General features: G+C 54.5%; 13 protein-coding genes and 1 other annotated feature. Of the genes, 12 read left to right on the top strand and 1 reads right to left on the bottom strand.

Going from position 1 to position 15,663, the window contains the following annotated elements; all coding sequences use genetic code 11:
* Positions 1-2 precede the first annotated feature (2 nt).
* The 11 genes from A2V21_300910 to A2V21_300860 are packed head-to-tail and all read left to right on the top strand — an operon-like array spanning position 3 to position 12,227.
* Positions 3-1,235: a hypothetical protein gene (locus A2V21_300910; protein ID OIJ72940.1), complete on the top strand. Its 1,233-nt coding sequence runs from the start codon at positions 3-5 to the stop codon at positions 1,233-1,235.
* Positions 1,232-2,689 carry a hypothetical protein gene (locus tag A2V21_300905; GenBank protein ID OIJ72939.1) on the top strand — a complete coding sequence of 486 codons (1,458 nt, stop codon included), beginning with the start codon at positions 1,232-1,234 and terminating at the stop codon, positions 2,687-2,689. Before A2V21_300910 ends, A2V21_300905 begins: the two co-directional genes overlap by 4 nt.
* A complete protein-coding gene (locus tag A2V21_300900) occupies positions 2,686-3,522 on the top strand; it encodes a hypothetical protein (GenBank protein OIJ72938.1) in 837 nt (278 codons plus the stop codon). The genes A2V21_300905 and A2V21_300900 overlap by 4 nt, the downstream gene beginning before the upstream one ends.
* A 54-nt stretch (positions 3,523-3,576) precedes the next feature.
* Positions 3,577-4,809 (top strand): hypothetical protein, encoded by a 1,233-nt coding sequence (locus tag A2V21_300895; GenBank protein ID OIJ72937.1) that lies wholly within the window; start codon positions 3,577-3,579, stop codon positions 4,807-4,809.
* 33 nt (positions 4,810-4,842) lie between these two features.
* The gene (locus A2V21_300890; GenBank protein ID OIJ72936.1) at positions 4,843-5,946 is read left to right on the top strand and encodes a hypothetical protein; all 1,104 of its coding nucleotides are present in this window, start codon (positions 4,843-4,845) and stop codon (positions 5,944-5,946) included.
* 20 nt (positions 5,947-5,966) lie between these two features.
* The gene (locus tag A2V21_300885) at positions 5,967-6,734 is read left to right on the top strand and encodes a glucose-1-phosphate cytidylyltransferase (GenBank protein ID OIJ74995.1); all 768 of its coding nucleotides are present in this window, start codon (positions 5,967-5,969) and stop codon (positions 6,732-6,734) included.
* A 20-nt stretch (positions 6,735-6,754) separates the two neighbouring features.
* On the top strand, positions 6,755-7,984 hold the full coding sequence (locus A2V21_300880; GenBank protein ID OIJ72935.1) for a methyltransferase: 1,230 nt from the start codon (positions 6,755-6,757) through the stop codon (positions 7,982-7,984).
* Between the two features lie 11 nt (positions 7,985-7,995).
* Positions 7,996-9,204, top strand: coding sequence for an SAM-dependent methyltransferase (locus tag A2V21_300875; GenBank protein OIJ72934.1), 1,209 nt, complete (start codon positions 7,996-7,998; stop codon positions 9,202-9,204).
* A gap of 6 nt (positions 9,205-9,210) precedes the next feature.
* The gene (locus A2V21_300870) at positions 9,211-10,389 is read left to right on the top strand and encodes a hypothetical protein (protein OIJ72933.1); all 1,179 of its coding nucleotides are present in this window, start codon (positions 9,211-9,213) and stop codon (positions 10,387-10,389) included.
* Positions 10,390-10,401: 12 nt separating this feature from the next.
* Complete coding sequence (locus A2V21_300865; protein OIJ72932.1) at positions 10,402-11,307, top strand: hypothetical protein; 906 nt, start codon at positions 10,402-10,404, stop codon at positions 11,305-11,307.
* A gap of 2 nt (positions 11,308-11,309) precedes the next feature.
* Complete coding sequence (locus tag A2V21_300860; protein OIJ72931.1) at positions 11,310-12,227, top strand: hypothetical protein; 918 nt, start codon at positions 11,310-11,312, stop codon at positions 12,225-12,227.
* A 25-nt stretch (positions 12,228-12,252) separates the two neighbouring features.
* Here A2V21_300860 and A2V21_300855 read toward each other — a convergent pair whose 3' ends face one another.
* Entirely contained in the window at positions 12,253-14,079 is a 1,827-nt protein-coding gene (locus A2V21_300855) for a hypothetical protein (GenBank protein ID OIJ72930.1), read from the bottom strand.
* Between the two features lie 52 nt (positions 14,080-14,131).
* Positions 14,132-14,260: a binding site (cyclic di-GMP riboswitch class I), on the bottom strand.
* 165 nt (positions 14,261-14,425) lie between these two features.
* On the opposite strand from A2V21_300855, the gene A2V21_300850 reads away from it, so the two are divergent.
* Entirely contained in the window at positions 14,426-15,661 is a 1,236-nt protein-coding gene (locus tag A2V21_300850; protein OIJ72929.1) for a hypothetical protein, read from the top strand.
* Positions 15,662-15,663: the final 2 nt, after the last annotated feature.

Below are 15,663 nucleotides of genomic sequence, written 5' to 3'. Positions count from 1 at the left end.
TAATGAGACCAAAACTCGCTTTTGTTACCAACCCGCTTGACGCGCATTTCAAGAGTTCGATAAGCATCATAATCCTGGAACTTGCAAAGAGGCTCTCTACAGAATTCGATATTACGGTATACACGAGCAAGGGCGGCTCTCCCGATTTCCCTCCCGGCATAAAGGTACGGAGGCTTTCTGTATGGCCGGATATGACTCTGCGCAGGTTCACCGGGAAGCTCGCGCCTTTATACAGCATTAAAAAGCCTTTTTTCAATTCAGCCATCTACTATCCTTTTTTCATGCTTCAGCTCGCCCTCGACATAAGAAAAGAGGGCTTCGAGATCGTGCATATAAATAACTTCACGCAGTTCCTGCCGGTTATAAAAGCGCTTAATCCTGATACCAGAGTCGTTTTTCATACTCACAGTGAATGGATCCCCCAGCTGGACAGAACACAGATCGGAAAGAGGGTCAAGCGCGCGGACCTCGTTGTTTGTTGCAGCGATTACTTGACAAAAAAGGCAAGTCAGGCATTTCCTGAATTTTCCTCTAGATTCAAGACGCTGCACAACGGGGTTGACTATGGCCGTTTCAGCCAGGTCATGGCAGAGGACGGCGGAGCAAAACTTATATGCGTCGGCAGGATAACACCGGAAAAAGGCCTGCACGTCGTGATAGATGCATTCAATATGCTCGCGCCAAGGCTACCTGGACTCGAGTTGCATCTGGTCGGCCAGGAGAGGATAACACCGAAGGAGTTCCTGATCGACCTGTCAGATAGCGTACTGCTCAAGTCTCTCGGCGCCTTTTACCCAGGGAGCTATAAGGAAAGGATACTGGCGATGATAGCCCCCGAACAGGCTCAGAGGGTCTTTTTTTCAGGTCATGTGAGCCACTCCGAGATGCTTGCTAAATACTCCGAGTCGAGCATATTCATCAACGCGTCGTACTATGAAACCTTCGGTATGCCTGTGGCCGAGGCTATGGCCTGCGGCCTCCCTGTCATAGCGACCAGGGTGGGAGGCGTCCCTGAGATAGTCGAGGACGGCGTATCCGGGCTCCTCGTAGAACCGGGCGACCCAATACAGCTCGCGGCGGCGATAGAGCGCATGGTAACGGACCCGGCGCTCAGGGCGCGCCTCTTTGAGGCTGGACGCGAGCGTGTAAAAGAACTTTTCAGCTGGGAGAATATCGCCGTGACCCTTAAAGATTATTACAGGGAGGTCTTCTCCCCGGCAGCGGCGTCCAGGTGAACAAGACAGAGCTCAAACAGAAGATAATCAGCGGAAGCTTCTGGTCGATCTCCTCCAATGTCGCCTCTCAGGCCGTGACCTTCGCGGTTACGATTATACTGGCGAGGCTCCTTGCGCCGGAGGACTTCGGGATCGTCGCGATATCAGCCGTTTTTACAGGCATAATCACCCTCTTCCAGGACCTCGGGATGGGGGCGGCCATAATCCAGAGGCAAAATATAGATGACGACTACCTTTCTACCTCTTTTTCCGTGAGTCTCATCGCAGGAGCGGGCATCGCCTTACTGCTTGCCATGGCGGCTCCGTTCGTCGCCTCGTTTTACGATGAACCGGTCTTGAAGGGCATCCTCTATGTATCAGCGCTTGGCTTCATATTAAGCCCTTTTACCTCGATACACACGACCATCCTGGCAAAGAGACTTGAGTTTAAAAAACTATCGATAGTAACACTATCCGGCAACGCCTTATCAGGGGCCATATCGGTCTTACTCGCCCTTTCAGGAGCCGGTGTATGGAGCATGGTACTTGGAAAGATAATCTCCCAGCCTCTCATTACACCTTTTATCTGGAAGATCGTCCGATGGCGTCCAAGGTTCAGGATAGTAAGAAAATGCTTCAACGACCTTTTCGGGTTCAGCTCAAACCTGCTGGCCTTCAACTTCCTTAACTACTTCGCGAGGAATCTGGATAACCTCATAATAGGCAAGTACCTTGGAACGCAGACGCTCGGCTTCTACTCTGTCGCCTACAACCTGATGCTCAAGCCGTTGCAGCTGATATCGTGGTCCATTGGCAGAGTCCTGTATCCTGTCTTCTCGAGCATTCAGGACGACATGGCCAGGACCAGGGCTGTGTACCTCAAAGTGGTAAGGACGATATCACTTATAACCTTCCCGATGATGACAGGCCTTTTCATGGTATCCGAAGAGTTCATACTTTCAGTCTACGGCGCGCAGTGGGCACAGGCGGTCCTCCCCTTGAAGCTCCTGTGCGTCGTTGGGGCTCTCCAGTCGATAGGCACCACCGGCGGGATAATCTACAATTCGCAGGGGAGGCCTGACTTGACCCTTAAAGTCGGGCTATTCACCTCGGCCCTCGTGATAATGGCCTTCCTGGTCGGCATACGCTGGGGTCTATTTGGGCTTATCTTCGCCTATATAATAGTCTCGGTGCCCGTATTCATCATAGGACAGTACTTCGCGAACAGGCTTATTGGCGTCGGGGCGTTTGAGTTCATGAAGGCCCTTGCCCCTTCTGCCGCGTGCTCCGCCGTAATGGTCCTGGTCCTCCAGGGCTTCAGGGTATTGAACGCAAGCTCTTTCCACCTTCAGATGGAATCAGCCCTTGCCGTGCTTATCGCCTTAGGGGCTGCAAGCTACCTGCTCATCGCTGTAAAGGTGCTGAAGGTACCGGAGATAAGCGAAGCGTTCAAGCTTGTGAAGGGAAGGATATGAAGATAAAAGTGCTGATGATAACGCACAACAGGCCAGCTTACACGAAGCTCTCTCTCGGCAGGCTTTGCGAGACGATGCCTTCAAACGGGAAAATAGTCGTCTGGGACAACGCCTCAACGGATGAGACCCTGGCCGTGCTCAAAGGCTTCGAGGAACATCATGCGATAGAGAAGATAATCTACAACAGGACCAACGACAGGCTGCGAGGCCCTACCAACTGGTTCTGGGAAAACTCGTCTGACGCGGATCTCCTTAGCAAGGTCGACGACGACTGCCTCATGCCGGCGAGATGGGTCGAGAAGCTTCAAAAGGCACACAGCGATATCCAGGAAGCGGGCCTTATCGGCTGCTGGAGGTTCCCTCCCGAGGACTTTAACGTAACGATAGCCGCTAAAAAAATCCAGGCCTTCGGGCCGCATATGCTCCTTCGGAACTGCTGGCTTGAAGGCTCCGGCTATCTCATGAAGCGCAAGGTCATCGACGACATCGGCTTGATTAAGCCCAGGGAGACCTTTACCACATGGTGCATGAGGGCCGCTGCAAAGGGCTACATCATAGGCTGGTACTATCCCGTCCTGTACCAGGAGCACATGGACGACCCCAGGGCAGAGCACACCGGCATAAAGACAGACGAAGACCTTAGAAGGGCCATGCCCCTTTCAGCCTCTCAGTACGGCGTAAGCACAAAAGAGGATTGGACAAGGAGGCTCCGGAGCAGCGCGCAGAAGCTCCAGGAATATTCCATCGACCCTTATGACTTCATCGGCTTGAGAGCAAGGCTCAAAAGAAAACTCTTCAAAGTGCTCGGGCTCAAGTACTTTCCCAAGGCATGACCGTATCAACTCGTCTATCAAAGCAAACATAGGCCCCACGTGCCGACTTCAAAAATGCGATTCAGAAACGTAGAGGATATAGCCTCCTGGCGGCTCTGCCTTGGATGCGGCGCCTGCGCATACGCCTGCAAAGAAGGCAAAGTAAAACTTGTCGATATCGTCCACGACGGCATAAGGCCGCGGATAGATACCGGTTGCAGCAATTGCGGAGAATGCGTGGAGGTCTGCCCTGGAGCCGATTCCTCTCACGGCAAGTGGCATCAAGAGGCGATAAAGGAACTGGGAAAAGGCTGGGGACCGGTACTGGAGGTCTGGGAGGGGCACGCCGCCGACCCTGAGATTCGCTACAGAGGCTCATCGGGCGGGGCCGCCACCGCCCTCGCCCTCTTTTGCGTCGAAAAATCAGGCATGAGCGGCGTTCTGCATGGCGCCGTGGATGAAAGGAACCCATGGAAGAACAGGACGTATTTCAGCCGGGCGCGCGAGGATCTCCTTTCGAGGACAGGGTCGAGGTACTCGCCCTCATCCCCTTGCGAAGGACTGCGCTCGATAGAGGAAGCACCCTCCCCTGGAGTGTTCATAGGAAAGCCATGCGACGTGGCGGCGCTACGTAAGGCCCAGGAGCGAAACCCTGCGCTTAATGCCAAAACCGGGCTTGCGATATCAATATTCTGCGCCGGTACCCCATCGACCCTCGGGACCATAGACCTCCTCGAAAGATTCAATATCCGGACGGCAGAGCTCAAGAGCCTGAGATACAGGGGCATGGGATGGCCCGGCATGTGGCAGGCGGTGCGTCAGGACGGAAATGAGTCCAGGCTAACGTACAAAGAGGCCTGGGGCTTTCTGCAGAAGTACAGGCCTATGCGGTGCTATCTCTGCCCGGACGGCACAGGGGAGTTCTCTGACATATCCTGCGGCGACCCCTGGCACAGAGAGCCTGCGGCAGAAGAGCCGGGCCTTTCCCTCGTGATAGCGAGGACCGGGCTGGGGAGAAAAATAATAGCCTCAGCAATGGAGGCCGGATACCTGAAGCTAAGGAGGATAGACCCCGGCGTCATTGTAAAGTCACAGGGCAACCTGCTCCGGAAAAGGATGTCGATATGGGGCCGCCTCATGGCGATGAAGCTCCTTTGGGTACCGGCCCCAAGGCTAAAGGGTTTCTCACTTTTCAAGAACTGGATGAAACTGCCGGTAAAGGACAAGGCGCGCTCCGTCCTTGGAACGGCTAAAAGGATAGTAACGCGAAGATACTGCATGAAGCAGGCAAAGACGATCGAACCCTGACAACAACGCCTCAATCACCTAAACGAGGATCAAATGAAAACAGAACGCCTTTTCAAAACACCGTTGACCGGCGAACAGCAGGCAAACAGCGATCTCAACCTCAAGGAATACCACGAAGGCAAGACGATCATCCAGTCAAGCCCGAGGCGCATCGTCTTTGAGCTCACGAACAAGTGCAATTTTCAGTGCATCATGTGCGGCAGGGAGGCAACGGACTTCAAGACCAACGACCTTCCGGTCAAGATGGTAATGGACTGCGAGCCCTTCTATACCAAAACAGAAGAGGTTACTCTCCACGGCTGGGGAGAAGGGACGATGCACCCAAAGCTCGGCGAAGTGCTCAGGTACCTGAACGGCTTTCCGAAGCTCAGGAAATATTTTGTCACCAACGGCAGCACCCTGCCGAAGATAATGGACCTCATATTCGAGCACCATCTCGACCTGATGGCCGTTTCTCTTGACGGGGCGAGCCCTGAGACCAACGACTATATAAGAAAGGGCGGGAGCTTCGTACGCCAGGTAGAAGCCGTCAAAAACCTTGTGGCCGAAAAGAAAAGGCGCGGCCTTGACTATCCGTACATCAACTTTTGTTTCACCGCTATGAACAGGAATATCCACGAGCTTCCAAGGCTCGTGGAGCTCGCCAGCGAAATAGGCATCCCGGAGGTCAAGGTCGTCTACCTGACGATATTCAACGAGGAACTTGCGGGAGAATCAATACTCAACAAGCAGGAGATGATAAGGAAGTATTTTAACGCGGCTGGCGAGATCGCCAGCAAGAAAAATATAAATCTCAAGGTCCCTGAAATACAGGGCGAGGGAGACGCGGGAAACCTGAAGCACAAGCCCTGCCCCTTCCCCTGGAGGGACCTTTATATCGGAAGCGACGGCTTCGTGAGGCCGTGCCAGTCCTCTGCTGACAAGCTCTTTGACATAAGAGAATACTCATCTCCAGTAGAGGCATGGAACTCTCAGGAGATGCAGCAGATGAGGGCCACGGTAAACGACGAGGAGCTCATGCCGAGAGGATGCGCCAACTGCTATCACAGCTCATGCGCCAACTGGAACCTGCCGACCAGCTTTGTCCAGCTCGGAACTACGTTCGCGCCGGAGTGGATACCAAAAGAGAAGTGTTGAATCCAATGGAGGATGGAAAGATGAAAGTAGCCATATTGGCCGGCGGCGTGGGGTCAAGGCTCGCTGAGGAGACCGAGATAAAGCCGAAGCCGATGGTCGAGGTCGGCAACCACCCCATACTCTGGCACATCATGATGTATTACACGGTCTTCGGCTTCAAGGAATTCGCCATAGCCCTCGGGTACAAGGGCGAGTACATAAAGAGGTGGCTCAAGGACTACTGCGCCCTTAATAGCAACATGACGGTAAAGACAGGGACCGGGGAGGTCATAATCAAGGACGGCAACCTCCCTGACTGGACGATAGACCTGATCGACACAGGGCAGAACACGATGACCGGCGGCAGGATAAAAATGCTCAAACCGTGGGTCGGCAACGGGACCTTCATGCTGACCTGGGGGGACGGGGTATCCGACATCGACCTGAACGAGCTCATTGCGTTTCACCGTTCCCACGGGAAGATAGCGACGCTCTCGGCTGTGAGGCCCCCTGCCCGGTTCGGACATTTGGAGATCGACGGCAACATGGTAACCGAGTTCTCCGAGAAGCCTCAGACCTCTGAAGGGTGGATAAACGGCGCTTTTTTCGTCCTCGAGCCTGAGGTCTTCGACTACATCGCCGGGGACGATACCCAGTTCGAAAAAGAGCCGCTGGAAGGGCTTGCCAGGGACGGCCAGCTCATGGCCTATACTCATTCATCATTCTGGCAGTGCATGGATACGCTCAGAGACAGGAAGCTTCTCGAGAAGCTGTGGGAGAGCGGCAACGCGCCGTGGAAAAAATGGTGAATCAAGCGGAGGAAAGCAAGATGAAAAACAAGGAATTCAAGTGCAGGTCCTGCGGGAGCACGAGCCTTGAGACGGTGCTTGACCTGGGGGAGACGCCGCTGGCTGACGCCCTGCTTTCAGGCGAAGAGATCAACGGATCAGAGCCGCTCTACCCCCTTGAGGTCGCCTTCTGCACAAACTGCGCGCTCCTGCAGATAATCGAGACAGTGCCGCCAGAAGTCCTTTTCTGCAGGCGTTATCCCTATTACTCATCCTTCTCCGACGAGCTCCTGAGGCATTCGAGGGAAAACGTGATGGACCTCATCGAGACACGCCACCTGAATGAGAAGAGCTTCGCCGTGGAGATAGCGTCGAATGACGGATACCTCCTCAAGAACTTCGTTGAAAAGAACATACCCTGCCTCGGTATCGACCCTGCCAGGGGGCCTGCTGAGGCTGCCGAGAGCGGAGGTGTGCCAACGCTATGCGGCTTCTTCAATTACGCGCTGGCAAGGCAGCTCCGCTCGGCGGGAAAACGGGCGGATGTCATAATAGCCAACAACGTGCTTGCGCACGTCTCTGACTCAAGCGGCTTCCTGAACGGCCTGAGGATACTCCTCAAGGAGGACGGCGTTGCCGTAATAGAGGTGCCTTACGTCAGGGACCTGATCGACAATTGCGAATTCGACACCATCTACCATGAGCACCTCTGTTATTTCTCCGCCACCTCGGTAGACAGGCTCTTGAGGCAGCACGGGCTTTTTCTTAACGGAGTAAAACGGCTTCCGATACACGGAGGGTCCCTCAGGCTCTACATAGGGCTTAAGGATCAGCCGGACGTAACCGTCAAGACGATACTTGAAGAGGAACGCGCCAATGGCGTTGATGATTTTGCCTACTACAACGAGTTCGCGATAAAGGTGAAGAACATCAGGGAAGGGCTCCGCTACATGCTTAAGGCCCTCAAGGAGCAGGGCAGGAATATCGCCGCGTACGGCGCGGCCGCCAAAGGCTCTACCCTTATAAACTACATCGGCATAGGCAAGGACACGGTCGATTTCGTCGTGGACAGGAACACCCATAAGCATGGGCTTTACATGCCTGGCAAGCATATCCCTATCTTCGGCACTGAAAGGCTCCTGCAGCAGATGCCTGATTTCGTGCTCATACTGGCATGGAACTTCGCCGAGGAAATAATAAGGCAACAGGACGAGTACAGGGCCAGGGGCGGAAAATTCATTGTGCCGATCCCAGAATGGAAGATCGCCTGAAAGGAGCGTGGATGAAGACACTCCGCATAGCAATGGAAAGAGCAATAGATGAGAGTGCAGCGAGAGGCTGCCCCGGGTGCGGCAACGAGGCGGTTGATGAGTTCTACACATTCAAAGACGCCCCTGTCCACACGGTGCTGCTGCTCCCAACGACAGAATCGGCCATGGATTATCCAAAAGGCGACATAAGGCTGGGGTTTTGCGGGCGCTGCGGCTTTATCTGGAACAGGTCATACGACCCTTCCCTCCAGGATTATTCCGAGAAGTGCGAGGAGACGCAGGCCTTCTCCGGCACTTACAACAGGTTCGCTCGTGAGCTAGCCGCCGACCTGATAGAAAGATATGACTTGAGGGGCAAGCACATACTCGAGATAGGCTGCGGTAAAGGGGAATTCCTCGCGCTCCTTTGCGAGATGGGCGGCTCTACAGGCACCGGTTTCGACCCGGTCTACGACGGCCGCGTAAAGGAAGGCGGCGGGCTTACATTCGTTAAGAACTTCTACTCGGATAAATACTCCTCCTGCGAAGCCGATTTCGTCGTCTGCAAGATGACGCTTGAGCACATCGGGCCGACAGGCGCTTTTATCTCTACCTTGAGAAAGGCCCTCGGCGACAGGCAGACCACCGTCTTCTTCCAGGTCCCTGACGTAACCAGGATCCTCCGTGAGCTCGCCTTCTGGGACGTATATTATGAGCACTGCTCCTACTTCACCCCGGGGTCCCTTGCAAGGCTCTTCAAAATGCACGGCTTCGAGGTCCTCGGCATAAGGCACGCCTACGGCAGCCAGTATCTTTTGCTTGAGGCAAGGCCGACTGATCAAATCATCACGGCCACGCACACTCAGGAGGAAGCACCCGAAGATATCAAAAATGCTGTCAGGTATTTCAGCGAAAACGTTCAGCAGAAGCAATCTCTCTGGAGACATAAGCTCCGCGAATTCAACAAAACCGGCTACAGGACCCTGCTGTGGGGCTCCGGCTCGAAGGGTGTCGCGTTCCTTACAACACTTGGCATAACCGACGAGATAAGATACGTGGTCGACATCAACCCCTTGAGGAAGGGCTCATTCATGGCCGGTACCGGCCATGAGATCATCTCGCCTCAATTAGCAGCCGATTACCAGCCTGACGCGGTGATACTCATGAACCCGGTCTACAGGGACGAGGTCAAAAAAGAGCTTACAGGCATGGGCGTCCATGCTGAATTGCTGACCGTATAATGCGCAATGAAAAATAACCTGAAAATATGCCCTGTCTGCTCTTCCGGAGACGTCAATGTCTTCTTCGAGATATACGCGGAGCCTGTCCACTGCAATGTCCTGTGCCAGACGCGCCAAAGCGCCTTGAGCACAAGGCGCGGCGATATCAGACTGGGGTTCTGCGAATGCTGCGGCCATATCTACAACGTAGCCTTCGACCCTGGGGTGATGGGATACACGGAGGAATACGAAAACTCGCTCCACTTCTCGCCGAGCTTCCAGGATTACGCGAGGCAGCTTGCCGCGAAACTCGTCGAAAAACACGGCCTGTTCGGCAAGGATGTCATAGAGATAGGCTGCGGCAAAGGGGACTTTCTGATGCTCCTGAGCGAACTGGGAGTTAGAAGCGGGGTAGGTTTTGACTCGAGTTACGTGAAAGAGAGGCAAGAGAAAAGCGATCGCAAGATCACTTTCATCCAGGACTTCTACTCGGAAAGGTACTCGGAGTACGCCGGGGACATGATCCTCAGCCGCCATGTCCTCGAGCACATCACCTCGCCTATAGAGTTCATGGACAACCTCAGGGCCGCGATTGGCGACAGGATGGAGACAGCCGTCTTTTTCGAGGTCCCCAATATCCTTCATACCTTAAGGGAACTCTCCATCTGGGACATAATATACGAGCACTGCTCATACTTCAGCCCCGTCTCGCTCAGAAACCTTTTCCATGAGACCGGATTCAACGCGCTATGCGTCGAGGAATCATTCGATGGGCAGTTCCTCTGCGTTGAGGGCGCGCCTGCACACTGCCGTAAGCATTCAGAAAGAGCCGTCCACGGCGCACGGGAGCTCAAAAAGGACATCGATGCGTTCTCAAGAAAACACGCCAGGAAGAGAACAGCCTGGAAAGGCGAGCTTGAAAGAATTGGCGAAAAGAACGAGGTCGCCGTAATTTGGGGAAGCGGGTCAAAGGGAGCCACTTTCCTGAACGCGTTTGAGACGGCGGGCCTCATAAAATACGCGATAGACATCAATCCGCATAAACATGGCAAGTTTGTCCCCGGAACGGGGCAGGAGATCGTAAGTCCTGAATTCCTCATCGACTACCGACCTCAAGTCATCATACTCATGAACCCGATCTATCTAAGCGAGGTTTGGAAGACTGTGCGTGGAATGGGGCTTACGAGCAGGATACTAACAGCTTAAAAGGGATTGGATATGAATAAAAAACCGAGGGTCAGCATAGGTCTGCCGGTCTACAACGCGGAAAGATATCTCAGGTACTCGCTCGATTCGATCCTTGCGCAGAGCTTCGGGGATTTCGAGCTCATCATCTCTGACAACGCGTCTACCGACTCCACGCATGATATCTGCCTTGAGTACGCCAGCAAAGACGAAAGGATAAGGCTTTACAGGAACGAGCGGAACCTCGGAGCCGCCGAGAACTTCAACCGCGTATTCACACTGGCCACGTCCGAGTACTTCAAATGGGCCGCCTATGACGATGTCTGCGCGCCGACGTTCCTCGAAAAATGCGTAGATGCGCTCGACCGGGACCCGCAGACCGCGCTCTCCTATCCGAAGACCATCCTGATAGACGATAAAGGCGCTAAGATAAGGGATTATGAGGACAGGCTCCACATGCCTTATGACTTGCCGCACGACAGGGCCAGGCATTTCCTGACAAAAGTAAATCTCGCCAATGCCGCGTTCGGGCTCGTACGCTCATCTGTGTTGAGGGAGACCAGGCTCCTTGGCAAATATTTCGGGGCCGACTACGTGCTCCTGCTGGAGATATGCCTTAGAGGAAGGTTCCACGAGGTGCCGGAGCATCTATTCTTCAGGAGAGACCATGAGCGCAACTCCCGAAGGCTGCCGAAAAAAGAGATCGCCGTCTGGTGGGATTCCTCCAGGAAGAGCGTATATAAGTTCAACAGGAGCAAGCTCGTCTTAGAGCAGTTCATGGCGATAAGCAGAACCGGTCTCCCGTTATATGAAAAAAGCCTCTGCATGGCGCAGATCGGCAGATGGATAACGAGACAGTGGCGGGCCAGGGCAGGCAGGTTAAAAAACAACCTCAAGCAGCTGATGCATCAGCCAAAAGCGCAGAAGAACACGGTTTGAGCATGGAAATGAACGGGTTTAAAAACAGACTTGAGGATGCCCGCGTGAATGCGAGGAAGAGAATAGCCCTCTTTATACTTTTCACCATGGCTGCGGGGGCGTTATATTCAAAGACGCTCCTGGAACTCTATAACCGTTCCCTCGAAAGCGAGCTCTATTCGCATATCCCGCTGATACCCCTTATGAGCGCGTACTTCTTCTACCTCAAAAGGCTGGAAATATCATCGAATGCCTCTTACTGTTTCAAGATCGGGCTCCCTCTCATTTTTTCAGCATACGCGGCCTGTCTTGCCTTAGGCTTCGCCTGGAAACCTGACGTCAATGTCCATCTCGCGGCAACTGTCTTCTCCGCCATACTGTTCTGGGCTGGAGGCTTTATGGCGTTCTATGGGAAAAAAGCGTCACGGGCTTCCGTATTTCCCCTGCTCTTCCTTTTATTTATCGTTCCAGTGCCGGAACAGATGCTTGACCCGCTGATAGTTTTTCTGCAAGAGAGGTCTGCTGACGTCGCATGGTTCCTGTTCAATCTGTCAGGGTCGCCGGTCCAGCGGGACGGGATGTTCTTCCATCTCCCTGGCATCACTATCGAGGTAGCAAAAGAGTGCAGCGGAATACGTTCAAGCCTCGCGCTCTTCATAGCCGGGGTGATAGCGGCGAAGATGTTTCTCTCAACGTGGCATGGGCGCCTGTCTTTCATAGCAATACTGCTCCCCATAGCTATCCTTAAAAACGGGATACGCATAACGGCGCTTACGCTCGCCGGGTACCATTTTGACGAACGGGTCTTCTACGGCTCCCTTCATACGAGGGGCGGCATAATATTTTTCATGCTCGCCCTCATTATCTCAGGGGTGGTGCTCTGGGTGTTTACCGGATTGGAAGGAATATCCGCAAAAAGAAAGGCCGCAAGGGCCGGATAGCCCTTGCGGCCTTCGAGCGGCTTGTTTAACGCGTCCGCTTTCTGTTCATACGGGCGATTGCCGCGAAACCTATCGCCAGGAAGGCGAATGACGCAGCCGGCCCTGAGTACTTGACGCTGTAGACTATAGGCGTAAGCGCGATCCTCGTAGCTGCCCGGAGTGTTTCGTGCCTTGCTATGAAGTCGGCAACAGGCGGAGAGACCCTGTAATAAGCCTTCACAAAGGACCTTCCGAGCGGGTTCTGCATGAGGACGCTGTCCCTGAAATCCCTCAGCGCCATGACCTCAGGCTCCAGATAGCTGCCGTAGGCCGCCGTGGCGATAAAACAGCCACCGCCGCCGCCAGAGCTGCTGCCAGGCGACGATATGGACGCGCCGGAGACAGTAGCCGCTTCAGGTACTGTCACTGTCGTGGCGGCAGATGCTATACCGCCCTGGTCGTCGGTCACGGTGACCACCGGGCTGTATGTGCCCGACGAACTGTACGTATAAAGGGCTGGCGCAGTGCTTGTTACAGCGTCCACCGTGCCGTTGCCGTCAAAGTCCCATGCGAACTGGACGATGACGCCGTTGGGGTCGGATGCCTGTACGTCAAAGGTTATCGAAACTGTGGAGCCGTTCTGGACCACTGTCCCGAGTATCGATACCACGACCGGGGGTTTGTTGACCGCCGACTCTACAGAGATGCTCAAAGGCTCCGAGACCGCTACAGCGCCGCCGTTGTCTGTCGCCCTCACCTTTACCGGATAAGTGCCGACGTTCTGGTAGGTATAGGAGGCTGAAGAGAGCGCCCCGGAGTTGTACTCATAGACGCCGTCGCCGTCGAAATCCCACTCATAGCTCACAATCGAGCCGTCCTGGTCAACGGCTTCAGCCGTGAAGTCCACCTGGAGCGGTGCTATGCCTGAGAGCGCTGAAGCGCTCAGGTTGTTGATGGCAGGCGCCTGGTTGGATGTTACGAAGGTCATGCCCTCAGAGGTGGCGTTGTTGCCAACGGCGTCTGATGAGACGGCCCTGAAGTCATATGTGGTGAAGCTCTGGAGGCCGTCCACAAGGACCGAGTGGACTGTCGTGAGAGCGGTCTTAATAGGGGTAGAGGCGGAATACGAGCCGCTCGTTCCGAATTCGACCTGTGAGGTGGCAAGCTCGTCGGTTGTCCAGCTGACCACAGCCGACGTGGAAGTTATATCGGTTACCTGGACGTTTGAAATGACAGGGGGGGCCGTATCAGCCGGAGGTTCCGTCTTAAAGGTGTAATTCCCGGATATGGCCGCGTTGCCGGTCGAGTCAACGCTCCTTACCCTGAAGTTATAGGTCGTATCAGCGGCAAGGCCGTTTATGGTCTGGCTGTGGGTAGTGCGTGCGGCCGTATCCAGCGTTGTCGAGTACCCGTAAGAAGCTGTCAGGCCGTATTCGACCTGGCTGGTTGACGCCTCATCCGTCATCCAGTTGATAACCGCTGTATCGGCGGTTATCGAGCCAGAGTATACGCCGGATATCACCGGGGCCGTGACGTCATTGGCTATTGCTTTCGAGCCCTCATTGGAGTAGGCGCTCTCCTTGCCGTTTGTGTTGTAGGCTGTTACGGCGAAATAATAGGAGCCGTTTGAAAGGCTTGCGACATTGTAGGAAGTCACGTTGCCGACGTCTACCGTCGTTGAATAGGCCCCTGACTGTGTGCCGTAATGGACCTTGTACCCGGCCAGGTTCACAAGCGTCGAGCCATCTGTATTTGTGCCGGGGGCCGACCAGGTAAGGTTGGCCTCTCCCGCCAGGGCCGCTACAGGCGCAGCAACAACTGCCCCGATGGCCAGGGCGGCTGACAGCACCAGGAGCTTTAAAAATTTTGGCATTTGCTTCCTCCTCCGTTTTTCTCGAAAAAAAACCGCCTCAAGGATGGCGTCCTTTGGCGGCACGGCGGACATGGAAGCTGGTTTTTCGAGTGTGAGCTATATGAGCGGGGAAGGTATCGCCAACTTCTTTAGTCCCGTTGCTCTGCGCCCCACGGTTTCCGGTGGTTAGCCATGAGCAAAGGATGGTTCCATAAAGCTGAGTTTTCGGGGTCATTTTACAAAAGAGAGATGCCTTGGTATGTGACCTTCGTCACGGGGTACACGGGGTGACCTAAAAATGGAAGAGGCGCTCAAACTTATTACAGCTATCACGACCACGCTGTTTGTGACGGCCGTTGCTCATAGAATGCTTTCTTCCGGGGCTTTGCGGAAAGCCCTGGAAAAAAGGGGCTGGCTCAACGCCAGCAGGCACGATTACAAGAAAAAATGGCTGGAGGCCACGGAAAAAATAAGCTCACGCATGGAGACCGGCGAAGTGAAGTCGGTGCTCTCGGCGATGATAGGCTCAACGCTCAGGGCCACGGCGGTAAACGTCTGGCTCCATGACCAGGCATCAAGGTGCTACATCTCGACATCATCCAGGATAGACTATCGGTTCAGGCGCGTCCCTGAGTCGCGACGCCTCATCGAGCATATGCTCTCTGCCGCCGCCCCTTTTGAGATCACCGGATCAGAAGACCGGTCATCTGATGAAACAGGTCTCGGGCCGCTTTTCAATTCAGCACGCTCTTGTATCTGCGCGCCGCTCATCGCGAACAGGGAACTCGTCGGGTTTGTCATCCTGGGGCCCTCAGCTGATGGCAGGACTTACGCAAGCGCCGACATGGACCTTCTAAGGGCCGTAGCCACACAGGCGGCGGTGCAAATAAAGAACATAAGGCTGAGCGAGGCCCTCCTTGACATCAGGGAGACCGACTCGTTCAACCGCATGTCCTCTTTCATAATGCATGATCTCAAGAACTTCACCAATTCGCTCTCCCTTTTAAGCCACAACGCGAGGTCCAATATCACGAGCCCAGAGTTCCAGAGAGAGGCCATAAAGGCGATCGACTTAACGGTTGCAAAGATGAAGGCACTTGTAGAAAAGATGGCGGCTGGGGCGGGCTCCATGAAGATATGTCCAGCCAAAAACGATCTCCTGACGGCATTTGACAGGGCGGTCAAGAGGCTCTCATCCGTTGCGGCCTCCCGCGTCCTGATAAAATCGGACGGCCCGCTGCCTTTGTGCAGCATAGACGCCGAAGCGGTGGAGACCGTCTTCTTTAACATCCTCATGAACGCGCATGATGCAGCTTCGCATGGTGAGATACGGGCCGTTTTCGAGCCAGGCGATGATTTCATCTGTGTAAGGATCTCGGATACCGGCACCGGTATCCCGCAGGCGCTCCTTGAAAAGGGCCTTTTCAGGCCTTTCATGACGACCAAGAGCAACGGGTTCGGGGTGGGCCTCTATCAATGCAAGACCATAATGGAGGCACACGAAGGACTTATCGAGGTAGAGACCGAGGAAGGGTCTGGTACAAGGTTCACGCTAAAGTTCCCTAACGTAAACAGGCGTTACACCGCCTCGCGGGCGAGCTGACA

This window comes from Deltaproteobacteria bacterium GWC2_55_46 (assembly GCA_001595385.3).
Taxonomy (GTDB): domain Bacteria; phylum Desulfobacterota; class GWC2-55-46; order GWC2-55-46; family GWC2-55-46; genus UBA5799.
This window is presented reverse-complemented; position numbering and strand designations above follow the sequence as displayed.

What these genes read in the sequence shown, in the direction of transcription:
- A2V21_300860 (OIJ72931.1), top strand. Translation starts at nt 11,310, where the DNA reads ATGGAAATGAACGGGTTTAAAAACAGACTTGAGGATGCCCGCGTGAAT.
- A2V21_300900 (OIJ72938.1), top strand. Translation starts at nt 2,686, where the DNA reads ATGAAGATAAAAGTGCTGATGATAACGCACAACAGGCCAGCTTACACG.
- A2V21_300865 (OIJ72932.1), top strand. Translation starts at nt 10,402, where the DNA reads ATGAATAAAAAACCGAGGGTCAGCATAGGTCTGCCGGTCTACAACGCG.
- A2V21_300875 (OIJ72934.1), top strand. Translation starts at nt 7,996, where the DNA reads ATGAAGACACTCCGCATAGCAATGGAAAGAGCAATAGATGAGAGTGCA.
- A2V21_300910 (OIJ72940.1), top strand. Translation starts at nt 3, where the DNA reads ATGAGACCAAAACTCGCTTTTGTTACCAACCCGCTTGACGCGCATTTC.
- A2V21_300850 (OIJ72929.1), top strand. Translation starts at nt 14,426, where the DNA reads ATGCTTTCTTCCGGGGCTTTGCGGAAAGCCCTGGAAAAAAGGGGCTGG.
- A2V21_300880 (OIJ72935.1), top strand. Translation starts at nt 6,755, where the DNA reads ATGAAAAACAAGGAATTCAAGTGCAGGTCCTGCGGGAGCACGAGCCTT.
- A2V21_300895 (OIJ72937.1), top strand. Translation starts at nt 3,577, where the DNA reads ATGCGATTCAGAAACGTAGAGGATATAGCCTCCTGGCGGCTCTGCCTT.
- A2V21_300890 (OIJ72936.1), top strand. Translation starts at nt 4,843, where the DNA reads ATGAAAACAGAACGCCTTTTCAAAACACCGTTGACCGGCGAACAGCAG.
- A2V21_300885 (OIJ74995.1), top strand. Translation starts at nt 5,967, where the DNA reads ATGAAAGTAGCCATATTGGCCGGCGGCGTGGGGTCAAGGCTCGCTGAG.
- A2V21_300870 (OIJ72933.1), top strand. Translation starts at nt 9,211, where the DNA reads ATGAAAAATAACCTGAAAATATGCCCTGTCTGCTCTTCCGGAGACGTC.
- A2V21_300855 (OIJ72930.1), bottom strand. Translation starts at nt 14,079, where the DNA reads ATGCCAAAATTTTTAAAGCTCCTGGTGCTGTCAGCCGCCCTGGCCATC.